Origin of the sequence: Cupriavidus sp. P-10 (assembly GCF_003402535.2) — a bacterium.
In the GTDB taxonomy this organism is placed as follows: domain Bacteria; phylum Pseudomonadota; class Gammaproteobacteria; order Burkholderiales; family Burkholderiaceae; genus Cupriavidus.
In genome coordinates, this window is record NZ_AP025173.1 from 279,603 (window position 1) to 294,616 (window position 15,014).

Here is a 15,014-nt window from a genome sequence, read left to right on the forward strand (position 1 = left end):
CACCTCGGCGGTCACATGCAGCCTCGACGGCTTTGATACGGCGAGATCTGCATCGCGCCACGCAATGCAGCTTCAAAGGAGGATCGTGGACGTCTGCTTGATCCGCTGCATCGGGATTTCGCTCTTGACGTTCTGGACGGCCTTCAACCGGGCAAGATGGGTCATCTGAAACTGCCGGTACGCGTCCAGATCCTGGCTCACGACGCGCAAGAGAAAGTCGCAGTCGCCCGCCATCAGGTGACACTCCGTCACCTCGGGCATGTCCTTGATGGCTGCCACGAAGCTGTTGACCGTCTCCTCGTCCTGCCCCTTGAGCCAAACTCGCACGAAGACCGTCAGGCCCACGCCCACCTTCGCCGGGTTCACAACCGCAACGTAGCGCTCGATAACTCCCGCCTCCTCCAGCAATCTGACGCGCCGCAAACAGGGCGAAGGAGACAGCCCCACCCGCTTGGCCAGATCCACGTTCTGCAAACGTCCATCCTCCTGCAAGGCGTTCAGAATCCGGCGATCGATGTTGTCGAGCTTCATGTTCTCACGGCGGGCAGGATGGGCCTGCTTGAGTGTTCGTGTGGCACGCCATGCTAGCACATCGATTCGTTGCACTTAGTCGCCGTGAATGACTGGTCTCGCAGGCTAAGGCGCCCAACTGTCTTCCGCGTGCACAACCGCGGACAGTCATTGTCCTCTGCGCGTACATGCCAACGCCACAAAAGCGCCTCTGCACACGCCGCCTGAACGTAGAGAGGACGATCCCAGGCTGGCATGCATAGTGCTCAGCCAATCGCTCGACCCGACAGACGGTGCGGAAGCAATGCCTTCCGCTCCGATCCTCGGAGCGTCATGCATACAACCTGGAGACATACGCATGGAATACGTCCGCCTCGGCACGACCGGCCTGAAGGTTTCGCGAATCTGCCTCGGCATGCTGACATTCGGGAGCCCTGAGTGGCGTCCCTGGGTCATGGATGAAGACGCATCCCGGCCGCTGGTCAAACGCGCGGTCGACCTTGGCATCAATTTCTTCGACACCGGCGACACCTATTCGGGCGGCATGTCGGAGGTCCTGACCGGCAAGTTCCTCAAAGAGATGTTTCCGGGGAGCCGACGCGAAGAAGCCGTGGTCGCTACCAAGGTCTACGAGCCGGTCGATATTGCCTACGAGGGCGTCAAGATGGCCTCGTTCGTGCGCCGGCCGAACAGGGATGGCTTGAGCCGTAAACGCATTTTCCATGCGGTCGACGCTTCGTTGCAGCGCCTGGGTACCGACTACATAGACCTGTACCAGATCCACCGTTACGACACGCAGACGCCGATCGAGGAAACGATGGAGGCCTTGCATGATGTGGTCAAGGCCGGCAAGGTCCGCTATCTCGGCGCCAGCAGCATGTGGGCGTGGCAATTTGCGAAGGCCCAGCAGGTGGCGAAGGAAAATGGCTGGACCCGGTTCGTCAGCATGCAGAACCACTACAACCTCTTGTACCGGGAAGAAGAGCGCGAAATGAATCCCTTGTGCAAGGACTCCGGTGTAGCCCTGCTGCCGTGGAGCCCGCTCGCCCGCGGCTTCCTCGCGGGCAACCGCAAGCGTGAGGGGTTCGGAGACACCGAGCGCGCAAAGACCGATCATCTGGCCAAGAAATTCTATTTTCGGGAATCGGATTTCAATGTCGTCGACAACCTCACCCGGATGGCCGGCCAGAAGGGCATCAGCAACGCGGAACTGGCCTATGCCTGGCTACTGCACAAGGGCGTGACGGCTCCCGTCATCGGCATCAGCAAGGCGGCCCAACTGGACCAGGCGGTGGCCGCGCTGGAAGTGAGGCTCACACCCGAAGAAGTTCGGCACCTCGAGGAAGGATATGAACCGCATCCGGTGCTGGGACACGTTTAGGACCTGGCACTGACAGCCCGACGCCGCCGCGACCGGCCGGCCTGATGCCGGCCGTTCTTTCCAGCCTTTTTTGAGTGGCGCGCGCCGCGCGCCAGGACCGATGTCCTCGCGGCAAACATGTACGTGGACACAATTGTCATCCTGACAACGCTCCGACCCCAGAAGGCACGCCTGTTTGCCCTTCAGTTGCGTCGTCGCGGACATGGCATCGATGTTGCGAGGCTTCCCCGGCGGAGGGATTTCCGGTGAGCTTCTTCCGTCCTAACTATCCAACATCCACTCCAACAATGGAGGAGACATGACGACATCGCTTCAGTCCATTCCCGGGGCACTTAGTCCCGATGCGGTTGATGAGAGCATCGCAGAACAGCAGCGCATCGTATCGAAAGTCATCCGAAAGATCATGCCTCTGGCATTGATCGGGATCTTCGTGTCCTATGTCGACCGCACCAACCTCTCCGTTGCCGGCCCCGACATGCAAGCCGCGCTCGGCCTGACGCCGGCAATGTTCGGTCTGGCCTCGGGACTCTTCTTTATCGGTTATGTGCTGTTCGAGATCCCATCGAACATTGCTCTGCAACGTTACGGCGCCAAGCTTTGGATCGCCCGGATCATGGTCACGTGGGGCCTGATCTGCATGGGCACATCCCTGGTCACCGGTGCCACGTCGCTCTATATCTTCCGCCTGTTGCTTGGGGTCGGCGAAGCCGGCTTTTACCCCGGCATTCTCTTCTATCTCAGTCTGTTCGTGCCGATCCGCTATCTGACCAGGGCATTTGCGGTATTCCAGATCGGCATTCCCATTTCACTGGCGCTGGGCAGCGCCATGACCGCCGCCCTATTGACCATGGACGGGATCCTTGGCGTTTCCGGCTGGCAGTGGGTCCTGATCATCGAGGGCGCCCTGGCCGTGGTGGTGGGCATCATCACCTGTTTCGCCATGGCCAGCACCCCTGAGAAGGCGCGATGGCTGACGGCCCGCGAGAAGCAGACGCTCATCGCGGCGATCCGCAGCGACCGGAACAGCGGGGCCGATGACAGTCACGGCCTGAGCGCCATCGCCTCGGTCATGAAGACCCGCGCGGCGTGGTACTACTGCTTCCAGTACACGTCCATGCTCATCGGCTTCTACGCCGTCACCTACTGGCTGCCGCAGATCATCAAGCTGCGCTTCTCGGTCAGCGCGGTCCAGGCCGGACTGCTCTCGGCGGTGCCCTGGGTGTTCTGCGCCATGGCGCTCTTCACGCTGTCGCGCATTCCGCCGCGCGAAAAGAATCGCGCCGGCGTGCTCAGCGCCATCCTGATGCTGGCGGCGATCGGATTGACCATGTCCGCATTCGCGCAGAGCGCTATCCTGGCGTTCGCCGGGCTATGCATGGCTGCCTGCATGCAGGCAGCCGTGCCCCTGTTCTACAGCTTTCCGTCACAGCACTTTGCCGGCGCACGGGCGGCCGTTGCTCTGGCGCTCGTGAATTCCGTCGGCAATATCGGCGGCTTCTTCGGCCCATACATCCTCGGCGTGTTCCGCCAGACCTTCCACACCGACACCGTTGGCCTGGTGTTCCTGGCAGGAACGTTCGTGATCGCCGCGTGCATGGCATTGGGGCTGCCCCGGCAACTCAGGTCGGCCGAAGCGCAAGCCGGAGCACGCGCATGAGCGGGATCCTGGCTATCTGGAATGACTGCAATGCGTCGCGCGCAGCAGCCTACGAATCCTGGTATCAGGAGGAACACCTGCCGGAGCGGCTTGGCATCGCCGGCTTCCTGACGGGTCGCCGGTTCGAAGCCATCTGCGCTTCGCGGCAGTTCCTGACCACCTACGAGGTGGTCCATCCCGAGGTGCTGAGGTCGGCGGCATATCGCGAACGGCTCGCCCACCCCACCGCGCGCACCATCTCCATGATGCAGGACGGCTTCACCAACATGTCCCGCACGGTCTGCGAGCGGCGCGATCTCCGCGGGGCGAGTCGCGGCAGCGTGGTGCTGACCGTTGCGCTGAATGCAGCCGATGCCTACCCGCGGCTGCGCGACGCCGTTGGCATGCTGGAGGTCGACGCGGCGCACACGCATTCCGAGATGTGGATCTCGGCGGAGCCCGACACGAAGGAGATCTCCGCAGAAGAAGCACTGCGCGGCGGTGACGTGAAGATCAACGCCTGCCTGGTGTTGGAATACCTGCGGCCCGAAGTGGCAAATCGCGTGGCGAACACGCTGCGCCGGCAGTTCCCGGACGCCTACGTCGGCACCTATCGTCTGCTGTGCTCACTGAACCAGGAGGACTTGTAATGCGAATTCTGCTGATCCAGGGTGCCAACATGGAGTATCTGGGTTTTCGCCAGCCGGAAATCTATGGCACCACCACCGCCGCCGAACTGGACGACATCCTGCGCGCGGACGCCGTGGGGCTCGGCATGCAACTCGACATCCTCTACACCAACGTCGAAGGTGAAGCCATCAGCGCCATTTATCGCGCCACACGCGAGCAAGTAGACGGTCTTGTCATGAATCCCGCGGGCTTTCTCTATGCGGGTCATGCCTTGCGCGATTGCCTGAAAGCGGTGCCGCTGCCCTACATCGAAGTGCATATGAGCAATATCGACGCCCGCGGCATGCATTCTGTTACCGCTTCCGAGAGCGCAGGCATGGTGACAGGGCTTGGTGTCGACTCCTACCGGCTTGCGCTGGTTGCCATCCAGAAGGTCATTCACAAGAGGAACAAACATGCCTGAAGCGAAACCAAGAACGGCGCTGGTTACCGGGGCGGCCGTTGGCATTGGCCTTGCCATTGCCGAACGCTTCGAACGGGACGGCTGGACCGTATACCGATTTGACCGCATGCCGCAGGATCGCGAGCGCGCCGTAAGCGGTGATGTCCGCTCCGAAGCGGACTGGCAAAGGCTGGCAGATCGTATCGGTACCGAAGTCGGGCAACTCGACGTGCTGGTGAACAATGCCGGCATCCTGCGCGAGGCGCCATTGGAGGACACCAGCCTGGCGGACTGGAACGAAGTCATCGGCGTCAACCTGACCGGCGCCTTCCTTGGCTGCCGGACCATGCTGACGCTGCTGAAGCGCAGCGACTCGCCGTGCATCCTCAATGTGGCCTCCATCGACGCGCTGCGCGGCAGCCTGCGTCACAGCGCTTACGCCGCCAGCAAGGGCGGCGTGGATTCCCTGACCCGCGCCCTGGCACTGGAACTGGCCAACGACGGCATTCGCGTCAACGCGATCTGCCCCGGCACCGTCGATACCCCGATGTTCCGCAACATTCATGGCAACACCGCGGATCGGGCCCAGGAGCGGCTGGCGTTGCATCCCCTGAAGCGAATCTCGACCGCGGAAGACCAGGCAGCGGCGGCGGCCTTCCTGTGCAGCGCGGAAGCCGCCTTCATCACCGGAGCGTCCCTGAGCGTCGACGGCGGCCGGGCCATTCGATAACCAGCAAAAGACACCATGACACAACCAAGGAAGACCGCACTGATTGCCGGCGCCACCGGCGTGGTAGGACGGAACCTGCTGCGGCTGCTTGCCGCCGACCCGGAATGGGATGTGATCGCCGTTTCGCGTCGCGAGCCAGATATCACCGGCGAGTACCGCCACATCCCGGCCGACCTGCTTGACGCCGGCGATACGAAGGCCAAGCTCGGCGGGCTGCGGGAGGTCACCCATATCTTCTTCTCTGCCTACATCGAGAAGGCCGGCTGGGCCGAAATGGTGGCGCCGAACATGGCATTGCTCGCGAACCTGATGGATGCCATCGAGCCGGTGGCGGACCGGCTCCAGCACGTCAACCTGATGCACGGCACCAAGTGGTATGGCAATCATCTCGGACCGTTCAAGACGCCCGCAAAGGAAACCGACCCGGGTCACATGCCGCCCAACTTCTACTATGACCAGCAGGCATTCATCGCCCAGCGCCAGAAAGGCAAGGCGTGGACGTGGTCTGCCGCGCGCCCCCACGGCATCTGCGGCTTTGCCATCGGCAACCCGATGAATCTCGTCATGGTCCTCGCCGTGTACGCCACTATCTCCAAGGCACTGGGGCTGCCGTTGCGCCATCCGGGCTCCGAGGCCAACGCGCGCGCGCTGTACAACGTGACCGACAGCGGCTTGCTGGCACGCGCCTGCAAGTGGATGGCAACCGATCCGGCCGCTGCCAACGAGCCGTTCAACATCACCAACGGCGACATTTTCCGGTGGCAGGACTTGTGGCCCGCCATCGCGCGCTACTTCGACATGGAAACCGCTGCGGCCCAGAAGATCGATCTGGTCCACATGATGGCCGACAAGGGACCGCTCTGGGAGCGACTGGTCAGGGAGCACGACCTGCGGCCGATCCCGTACGAGCAACTGGTGGGCTGGAAGTACGGAAACTTCGTCTTCACCCCGGAGTTCGACGTCATTTCGTCCACCACCAAGGCTCGCCAGCATGGCTTCAGCGAAGCCGTGGATTCGGAGCAAATGTTCCTGCGCCAGTTCGACGAACTGCGCGCAAACCGGATCATTCCGTAGGCGGGCACTAGCGACGCTTGCACCGCCGGCCCGCGCAACCGCCTAGCGCGGCGCCGGCACCTCGCTCTTTTCTTCCTCCATCATGCTCAGGCGCTTGTAGAGGTACGAACGCGAGATCCCAAGTTCTTCGGCGACGCGCTTCTTGTTACCACCGGTACGGCGCATGGCTTCCAAAATCAACGCCGATTCCAGCCGTTCCTTCGCTTCACGGATATCGGGCTGCCGCGACTTTTCCGCGGCGCCCGCCGGGGCTCCGCTCTGGCGCCACGCCAGCGTCTGCTCAGCGCCTTCCATACTGCCGAACTCTGCGACCGACAAGACCGGTCCGTCGCAGAAGATTGCCGCGCGCTCGATCGCATGTTGCAGTTGCCGGATATTTCCCGGCCAGGCGCGCGACTGGAGGAAGCGGATCGCGGATTCGGCAATCGACTTCTTCGGCGCGCCGTGCCGGATCGCAAACGCCTCCAGGAAGGTATCGGCCAGCTCCGGAATGTCCTCCAGACGGTCGCGCAATGCCGGCAGCCGCAGCGTCACCGCGCTGATCCGATAGAACAGGTCCAGCCGGAAGCTCGAGTTGGCGATCATCGCCTTGAAGTCCCGATTGCTGGCCGATATCAGGCGGAAATCCGAATGCCGGGCGCGATCGCCCCCGACACGCTCGAACTGGCCATCCTGCAGCACGCGAAGCAGCTTGACCTGCATGTCGATCGGCATGTCGCCGATTTCATCGAGAAACAGCGTGCCGGTATCGGCGGCCTCGAACTTGCCCTTGCGGCCTTTTCGGTCCGCGCCGGTGAAAGCGCCGGGCTCATAGCCAAACAGTTCGCTCTCGACCAGGTTGGGCGGCATCGCCGCCGAGTTCACCAGCACTAACGGCTTGTCGCTGCGCGGGCTTAGCATATGGATCGCGTGCGCCACCATCTCCTTGCCGGTCCCGCTCTCGCCCGCCAGCAATACCGGCACATCCAATGGCGCCACGCGCAGGATGTCCTCCTTCAGCCGTCGCACGGCATCGCTGCTGCCCACGATCTGATCCAGGCCGTAGCTCCGGTTGCGGATCCCGGACAACTCCCGGCGATAGAAATCGAGTTCCTGCTTGACCTTGGCAAGCTCCACGGTGAGTTCGCGCATGGCCTCGGGCCCCTTGAACATCACCTGCCCGATGGCTGCCACGACGCGCTTGTTGCGATCGAAGATCGGCAGCCGCGACACCACGCGCGTCACGCCGTTCATCTCCTGCAACTGGGCCACCTGCCCCTTGCCGGTCGCTACCACCTCCTGCAGCTTCGTGTTCTCGATCACCGATGTCACATCCCGCCCGATCGCCTCGCCATGCTTGAGGCCGAAAAAGCGCTCATGGACCGGGCTCATGTAAGTGATGCGCGCCGACGTATCCACCACGACCATCGCCTTGTAGGGATCGGTAATGAAATGCCTGAGGATGTCCGGCGCCGCATCCACGCTTGCCAGGAACTCGCTCAGCTCATCGCCTTCCTGCACGGCAAAGATCAGGAAGCACACTGAATCGCGCGTCGGGATCGCCGCGACCGTCAGTGGGCGCTCCAGGTCGGCCATGGCCGACATCCGCCTGAGCGGCACGCGGTCGCGGTTCTGCCAGAGCCGGCCCAGCGACTTGGCGACCAGCGAATCCCTGCCGAGTCCGCTGGCGAATGTTGTGTTGCCCTCGGCATCGAGTACGAGGACGCCCTCTGATTCTCGTTTCATGTCTCCACCACGGTTCGTCTGTTTTACGGAACGCTGTGTATTCGGCGACTACACAATTGCCTTCTCGATGGCAGGCAAGGACACTGCAAAGACAGTCTCATTCTAAGCAGTTTCCCCCCGGTTCGTCGGCCTTCCGATCCGCCCGCAAGGCCGCTAACGCAGGCAGTGCCTAAGCCCCCAGGCAATCACTCGCGTAGCCGCAAATTTCGCGCCATGTGTTGGCACACGCTTTGCAGTATGTCGGTCACTTGCGTAGATCCGACCTGAAATGGACACACTGAAGACACTCCCGTTCCAGACACCCGGCGCAGGCCTTTCCTGCCTGCGGGGTATTCGCGTGCTCGACTTCACCACCTCGGTGGCTGGCCCTTATGGCACGCTCCTGCTCGCCGACCTGGGGGCCGAGGTCGTCAAGGTGGAAAAGCGCCATGGCGGCGACGATACACGCAGCTGGGGGCCGCCGTTCCTGGACGGTGAGTCCCTGTGGTTCCTGAGCATGAACCGCAACAAGCAGAGCATGACCATCGACCTCACACGCCCGGAGGGCCAGCGGGTGGCGCATGAACTGGTGCGCCATGCCGACGTCGTCGTCCTCAACACCGCCCAGCGTGTGCAGGAAAAGCTCGGCCTCGATTACACGACGCTCAAGGCCATCAACGGCAGGCTGATCCATGTGTCCGTGACCGGGTTCGGGCTCGAGGGCGAACGCGCCGACCTGCCATGCTACGACCTCATCGCAGAGGGCTACTCAGGAGTCATGCACCTGACCGGCGAGGCGGATCGCCCGCCCCAGAAGGTCGGCACCCCTGCCGCCGATCTGCTGTCCGGCCAGGACATTGCCATGGCCACGCTGGCCGCGCTGTTCGAACGGGAACGCACGGGGGCCGGAAAGCAGATCGATGTGTCGATGGTGGCGACGATGGCGCGGTTCATGGCGCCGCGGATCGTGCCCTATCTGGGTTCCGGCGAGGCGCCGAACCGCTCGGGCGGGACTGATTCCGTGATCGCGATCTATCAGGTCTTCGATACCGCGGATTCCCCCATCACGCTGGGACTCGGCAACGACGCCATCTGGCAGCGCTTCTGGACGGCGGTCGGGCGTCCGGACTACGCGCGGCAACCGGGATTCGAGACCAACGCCCGCCGGCGCGAGGCGCGCCAGGCGATCGTGCAGGCCATTGCCGAACTCCTTGCGACGCAACCACGCCAGCACTGGCTTGCGCTGTTTGCGCAACACCGCATCCCGTCCGGCCCCATCAACAGCATTGACCAACTGGCCGACGACATCCCGCTGCGCGAGAGCGGCATGTTCTTCGCCACCCAGGGCATTACCGGCCTGGTGCCGCAGGTTGGCCTGGGCATCCGCTTCGACGGCGCCAGTGCCGTGCTCCGCAACCCGCCGCCGGCGCTGGGCGAGCACACCGAACGCATTCTCAGGGAAGAACTTTCCATGTCCGCGACATGCATCGCGGGCCTCATCGACTCAGAAATCGTCTAAACAGGAGACACGATGTCCTATACCGAAATTCTCTACAAGGAAGACGGCCCCATCGGCACGATCACGCTGAACCGTCCCCACGACGGCAACATGTTCACCGAGACCATGTGCCACGAGATCCGTGACTGCATCAACGCGATCCGCCGCGAAACCCGCACCCGCGTCATCGTGATCACCGGCGCGGGCGACAAGTTCTTCTGCACTGGCGGGCGCAAGGACGGCATGCAGGACACCACGCTCTACGCGGGCGTGCTGCCGACGCTGGAGATGTACGAAAGCATCGACCGCCTGCAGAAGCCGGTCATCGCCTCGGTGAACGGCTTTGCCGTCGGCGGCGGCAACGTGCTGCAGGTGGTCTGCGACCTGACCATTGCCAAGGAGTCGGCCATCTTTCGCCAGGTCGGTCCGATGGTCGGCAGCTTCGATGCGGGCTATGGCACCTGGTATCTGGAAGACCTGGTGGGAAAGAAGCGCGCCAAGGACATCTGGTATCGCAATCCCAAGATGACGGCACGCGAAGCCATGGAAATCGGGCTGATCAATCGCGTCGTCCCGGATGAGCAACTGGCCGAAGCCACGCGCGAATATGCGCTGGAGGTGGCCGAGCGCGGCGCGTTTGCGCTCGCCTCGCTGAAGAGCGCGTTCAACGCGCGTCATGGCGGTGTCAGCGGGCTGTCCCGCATGGCGCATGACCTGCTGCTGCGCGGTTATCTCGACACCAGCGAACACGACGAACTGGCGGCGGCGTTTGCCGAACGCCGCAAGCCGGATGCTTCCAAATTTGGCCATTGATGCCCGGGTGAAGATCATGCAAAACATCCTGACGCTGCACAATCCGCAGAATGCACGGGACTACTACCTGTCGGGGATCTGGCAGCAGGAGACCCTTTACACGCTCGCCCGTCGCCATTCGCGGGAACGCCCCACGTCGGCCGCCCTGCGCGACGCGGATGTCCGGTTGACCTGGCGCGAAGTGGTCGACTGGGTCGATAGCGTAGCCGAGGCGCTGCACAGGCAGGGCCTGAAACCTGGTGACCGGGTCGGCATCTGGCTGCCCAACGTGGTACAGGCAACCATCGTGTTCCTGGCCTGCTCGCGCAATGGCTACGTCTGTTGCCCGTCACTGCACCAGAACTACACCGTCGACGAGATCTGCACGCTGCTGAACCGCATCCAGTGCCGGGCCCTGTTCGCAATGCCCGGCTACGGCGCCGATTCGGACCACAACTCGATCTTCGGCCGCGCCGCCGACATTCCGACGCTCGCCGCCATGTTTGCCATGCCCGGCCAGGCCAATGGCGACTTCACCCTGCCCGCCGACGCCCATCCATTCCCGGATCAGCTGCCGCCCTCCGCACTGTCGACGCCGGACCTGAACCCGGACAAGATCGTGTATCTGGCCTTCACGTCTGGCACCACAGGCCTCCCCAAGGGTGTGATGCACAGCGACAACACGCTGCTGGCCAACGGACGCGCACTGGTCAACGACTGGGGTCACTCGGCCGATACCACGGTTCTGACGCTGAGCCCGATGAGCCACCACATTGCCACCGTGGCCCTGGAACAAGTGCTGGTGGCAGGCGCGGAGCTGGTCATGACCAACCTGCGTGCCGGCAAGCATGCTCTCGATTGGATCCTGGAAACCGGCGCCACGTATGTGATGGGGGTGCCGACCCACGCCATGGACATTCTGCAGGCCGTGCGCGACCGCAAGCTGACGTCCCTCGGCGAAGTCCGCACCTTCTACATGGCGGGCGCGGCAATCCCGCGTGATGTGGCGCAGAAGTTCCTGACGCTCGGCGTGACGCCGCAGAACGTCTACGGCATGACCGAGAACGGTTCGCACAACTACACCATCCCGTCCGATACCGCGGACACCATTGTGTCGACATGCGGGCGCGCGTGCCGCGGATATGAGGTCCGCCTGTGGAAGCAGGACAACTGGGACGTCGAGGCCGAAGTGGGCGAGATCGGTGAGATCGGCGGGCGCGGCGGCTTGCTGATGCTGGGCTACTTCAGCAACCAGGTCGCCACGGAAACGTCGTTCAACATCCATGGCTGGTTCATGAGCGGCGACCTCGGGATCATCGACGAGAACGGCTGCATCGTGATCGTCGGGCGCAAGAAGGACCTGATCATCCGCGGCGGCCACAATATCCACCCCGCCCGTATCGAGGAACTGGCCATGCGGCATCCCCTGGTGGAGCGCGCAGCGGCCTATCCCGTGCAGGACGAACGACTCGGCGAGAAGGTCTGCCTGTCGGTTGTGCTCCGCGCGGGTCAAACGCTGGAACCGGCTGACATGCTCGCCCACCTGGCGAGCTGCGGCCTGTCGAAGTACGACATGCCGGAGTACTTCCTGGGCCTGGACCAGTTCCCGCTGACACCCAGCGGCAAGATCCTGAAACGCGATCTGGTCGAGATGACCATGCGTGGCGAACTCAAGCCGCAGGCGGTGCGCTACAAGGCCAGCGCTACAGCAGGAGCATGACCATGTCCATCGATATCAAGTTTGACGGCCCGTACGCGATCCTCACGCTCAACCGGCCCGAAGCCCGCAACGCCTTGCAGTTCACGATGATCGAAGCACTGTCGTACACGCTCGATCAGGTGGCAGCCTCCGGCGCTCGCGCGCTCATTGTGACTGGGGCCGGGCCGAAGGCGTTCTGCGCCGGCGCCGACATCAAGGAACTGATGGACCGCAGCCTGATGGCACAACGCCAGGGCGCACAGCTGGGTCAACGTATCTTCGACAAGCTGGCCAGCCTGCCGATTCCGTCGGTCGCCGTATTGCATGGCTATGCCTTTGGCGGCGGGCTGGAGCTGGCCATGGCCTGTACCTTCCGTATCGCGACGGTACATGGCCGAATGGGTCTGCCGGAGATCAAGCTCGGTCTGATCCCTGGCTACGGTGGCACGCAACGTTTGCCACGCCTCGTTGGCGAAGGCCGTGCGCTGGAGATGGTGATGTCCGGACGAACAGTCGACGCGATCGAAGCCGAGCGCATCGGATTGGTGAACCGTGTGGTGGCCGCCGGCGACCCGGCCGAACTTGGCAAGGCTTTCATGTCCGAGTTCATCGGCTATAGCCGTTGCGCCTCTCAGTTCGCAAGAGAGGCAGTGGTACGCGGCATGGAGACCACGCTCGACGCCGGACTCGAGATCGAGGCCGACCTGTCCACGCTGGCCTACCAGACGGATGACTCCGTCGAAGGCATGCGCGCCTTTATCGAGAAACGCACACCGGAGTTCAAGGATGCCTGATCTCACCCAGGGCGCCGTCATCGTGACCGGCGGGAGCCGCGGCATCGGTGCCTCCATTTCCGTGGAGCTGGCACGCGCCGGCCTGCACGTTGCCTGCCTTTCGCGTTCGGGCGAACTTCCTGACGCCGGCTCGCTCGATGCCGATGCACAGAAGCGGCTGGCGGCAATACACTGCGATATCACCGATGCCGCTTCTGTCGACGCGGCATTCGCCGAGGTGCCCACTCTGTTCGGCAAGCCGATCGTCGGCCTGGTCAACAACGCGGGCATCCACCTGCAGGGGCCGTCCGCATCGTTCCCGATCGCCGACTTCGAGCGCGTGATGCAAACCAACGCCTCGTCGGTCCTGCTCGCCAGCCAGGTGGCCTACCCCTACCTGCGCGAGGCCGGCTCGGCGCTGATCGTCAACATTGGCTCGTTCTACGACAAGCTCGGCGTGCGCGGCAATGCCGCCTATTGCGCATCCAAGGCTGCCGTCGGCGCGATCTCGCGCTGCCTGGCCGTCGAATGGGCGCGCGATGGCATACAGGTCGTCAATATCGCGCCTGGCTATATCGAGACCGATCTGAACCGCGACGAGTTGAACGAAGGTGCGCTCCAGGCATTCCTCAAGAAGCGCATTCCCGTCGGAGGCCCCGGGCAGTCCGACGATATCGGACGGCTTGCCGCCATGCTGTTCCGGCTGCCCGGCCGCTTCCTGACCGGCGAGACGCTCTATGTCGATGGCGGCCAGGGCATGGCGCTGTAGCACTAGTCCACTGAATCATTGAAATGGGAGGCGAAGGACATGTCAGGCGGGATGCAGCGCAGGCGCAAAGCGCAGCAATAGCACGGCTATTGCGAGCATTTGCAACGACGCGATGCGCCCGCATGACATGGCAGGCGCCGACCAATTTCAGTGATTCAGTGGACTGATCCGGGCGGTTCACAGCCCACCAACGGAGGAAGACATGAACATGCTGGACCGGATGGACGCGCGGCTGCCGCTATCGTCCGAGGAACGCATGCTCCTCGACAGCGTCAAGGAGCTTTGCAACACCCAGATCGCGCCACGGGCGGCCGAGTACGACCGCACCGGGGTGTTTCCCTGGGAGAACGTGAAAGCCATCAATGAACTGGGCCTGAACGCCATGTTCATCCCTGACAACTATGGCGGCGCGCAACTGTCCTTCCTGAGCTATCTCGCTTGCGTGCGGGAGATTTCGAAGGCTTGTGCCTCCACCGGTATTGTCTGGGCCACGAACTTCCACGCCATTAAGCCGCTGATCCAGTACGGGAGCGAAGAACAGAAGAGTCGTCTGCTGCCGCGCATTGCCGAAGGCGGCCTGGCGTCGCTGGCAATCACCGAGCCCTCTGCGGGATCGGATGCCACTGGCATGCGCACCACCTTTACCCCCGACGGTGACGACATCGTCATCAATGGCGGCAAGACCTTCATTACCAACGGCGACGTGGCCGACCTGTATCTGGTGTTCGGCAAATGGTCCGAGATCAGCGATCCGAAGGCCGCCATCTCCGTGCTGATTCTGGAAAAGGGCACGGAGGGTCTGCGCGTGCTCGGCACCGAGCACAAGATGGGCACCCGTGCGTCCAGCACGGCCAGCCTGGCCTTCGACGGCTGCCGCGTGCCACGCGCCAACCTTATCGGCGCTCCCGGCGAGGGCCTGCAGATCCTGTTCGGCTCGCTGAACCGCTCGCGCCCCAGCGTTGCCGCGCATGCCCTGGGCATTGCGCGCGCGGCGTTCGAGGATGCGGTCGACTACATCAACGAGCGGCGCCAGTCCGGCAAGCGGATCCTCGAGTTCCAGGGCATCCAGTTCATGCTGGCAGACCTGGCCACGGAGCTGGCCTTGTGTGAATCGTGGCTCTGGCGCGTGGCCGAGATGGTCGATGCCGGCGACCAGGATTTCGGCATCGAAGCCTCGATGCTCAAGCAACGCGCCACCGACGCGGCCATGCGCATCACGACCGATGCCGTGCAACTGTTCGGCGGCTATGGCTACTGCAACGACTACCGGGTCGAGCGGCTGATGCGCGACGCCAAGATTACCCAGATCTGGGAAGGAACCAACCAGGTGCACCGGCAGCTGATCGGGCGCAGCTTCCTGAAGAAATAGGAGACGA

14 protein-coding genes are annotated in these 15,014 nt (G+C 63.2%); 12 read left to right on the forward strand and 2 right to left on the reverse strand.

What is annotated here, in order from left to right:
- Positions 1-72: 72 nt before the first annotated feature.
- A complete protein-coding gene (locus CTP10_RS38860; protein ID WP_058697548.1) occupies positions 73-531 on the reverse strand; it encodes an Lrp/AsnC family transcriptional regulator in 459 nt (152 codons plus the stop codon).
- A 337-nt stretch (positions 532-868) separates the two neighbouring features.
- On the opposite strand from CTP10_RS38860, the gene CTP10_RS38865 reads away from it, so the two are divergent.
- The 6 genes from CTP10_RS38865 (at position 869) to CTP10_RS38890 (ending at position 6,403) form a co-directional block, all read left to right on the forward strand.
- Positions 869-1,891: an aldo/keto reductase gene (locus CTP10_RS38865; RefSeq protein ID WP_058697547.1), complete on the forward strand. Its 1,023-nt coding sequence runs from the start codon at positions 869-871 to the stop codon at positions 1,889-1,891.
- Positions 1,892-2,189: 298 nt separating this feature from the next.
- Positions 2,190-3,548, forward strand: a complete 1,359-nt coding sequence (locus CTP10_RS38870; protein WP_081050225.1) for an MFS transporter — start codon at positions 2,190-2,192, stop codon at positions 3,546-3,548.
- On the forward strand, positions 3,545-4,177 hold the full coding sequence (locus CTP10_RS38875; RefSeq protein ID WP_058697545.1) for a DUF4286 family protein: 633 nt from the start codon (positions 3,545-3,547) through the stop codon (positions 4,175-4,177). Before CTP10_RS38870 ends, CTP10_RS38875 begins: the two co-directional genes overlap by 4 nt.
- Complete coding sequence (locus CTP10_RS38880; RefSeq protein WP_058697544.1) at positions 4,177-4,620, forward strand: type II 3-dehydroquinate dehydratase; 444 nt, start codon at positions 4,177-4,179, stop codon at positions 4,618-4,620. The genes CTP10_RS38875 and CTP10_RS38880 overlap by 1 nt, the downstream gene beginning before the upstream one ends.
- Positions 4,613-5,329: an SDR family NAD(P)-dependent oxidoreductase gene (locus tag CTP10_RS38885; protein WP_058697543.1), complete on the forward strand. Its 717-nt coding sequence runs from the start codon at positions 4,613-4,615 to the stop codon at positions 5,327-5,329. The genes CTP10_RS38880 and CTP10_RS38885 overlap by 8 nt, the downstream gene beginning before the upstream one ends.
- 15 nt (positions 5,330-5,344) lie before the next feature.
- On the forward strand, positions 5,345-6,403 hold the full coding sequence (locus CTP10_RS38890; protein ID WP_058697542.1) for an SDR family oxidoreductase: 1,059 nt from the start codon (positions 5,345-5,347) through the stop codon (positions 6,401-6,403).
- Between the two features lie 42 nt (positions 6,404-6,445).
- Here the strand turns inward: CTP10_RS38890 and CTP10_RS38895 are convergent, their stop codons facing one another.
- Positions 6,446-8,128 (reverse strand): sigma-54 interaction domain-containing protein, encoded by a 1,683-nt coding sequence (locus CTP10_RS38895; RefSeq protein WP_058697541.1) that lies wholly within the window; start codon positions 8,126-8,128, stop codon positions 6,446-6,448.
- Between the two features lie 268 nt (positions 8,129-8,396).
- Between CTP10_RS38895 and CTP10_RS38900 the strand changes: the two genes are divergently transcribed.
- From CTP10_RS38900 to CTP10_RS38925, 6 genes are all read left to right on the forward strand, one after another.
- The gene (locus CTP10_RS38900) at positions 8,397-9,626 is read left to right on the forward strand and encodes a CaiB/BaiF CoA transferase family protein (protein WP_058697540.1); all 1,230 of its coding nucleotides are present in this window, start codon (positions 8,397-8,399) and stop codon (positions 9,624-9,626) included.
- 12 nt (positions 9,627-9,638) lie between these two features.
- The gene (locus CTP10_RS38905) at positions 9,639-10,418 is read left to right on the forward strand and encodes an enoyl-CoA hydratase-related protein (protein ID WP_058697539.1); all 780 of its coding nucleotides are present in this window, start codon (positions 9,639-9,641) and stop codon (positions 10,416-10,418) included.
- Positions 10,419-10,434: 16 nt separating this feature from the next.
- Positions 10,435-12,117, forward strand: a complete 1,683-nt coding sequence (locus tag CTP10_RS38910; protein ID WP_058697671.1) for a class I adenylate-forming enzyme family protein — start codon at positions 10,435-10,437, stop codon at positions 12,115-12,117.
- A gap of 2 nt (positions 12,118-12,119) precedes the next feature.
- Positions 12,120-12,890 (forward strand): enoyl-CoA hydratase/isomerase family protein, encoded by a 771-nt coding sequence (locus tag CTP10_RS38915; RefSeq protein ID WP_058697538.1) that lies wholly within the window; start codon positions 12,120-12,122, stop codon positions 12,888-12,890.
- Positions 12,883-13,638 carry an SDR family NAD(P)-dependent oxidoreductase gene (locus tag CTP10_RS38920; RefSeq protein ID WP_058697537.1) on the forward strand — a complete coding sequence of 252 codons (756 nt, stop codon included), beginning with the start codon at positions 12,883-12,885 and terminating at the stop codon, positions 13,636-13,638. Before CTP10_RS38915 ends, CTP10_RS38920 begins: the two co-directional genes overlap by 8 nt.
- 202 nt (positions 13,639-13,840) lie before the next feature.
- Positions 13,841-15,007 carry an acyl-CoA dehydrogenase family protein gene (locus tag CTP10_RS38925; protein WP_058697536.1) on the forward strand — a complete coding sequence of 389 codons (1,167 nt, stop codon included), beginning with the start codon at positions 13,841-13,843 and terminating at the stop codon, positions 15,005-15,007.
- The last annotated feature ends 7 nt before the right edge of the window (positions 15,008-15,014 follow it).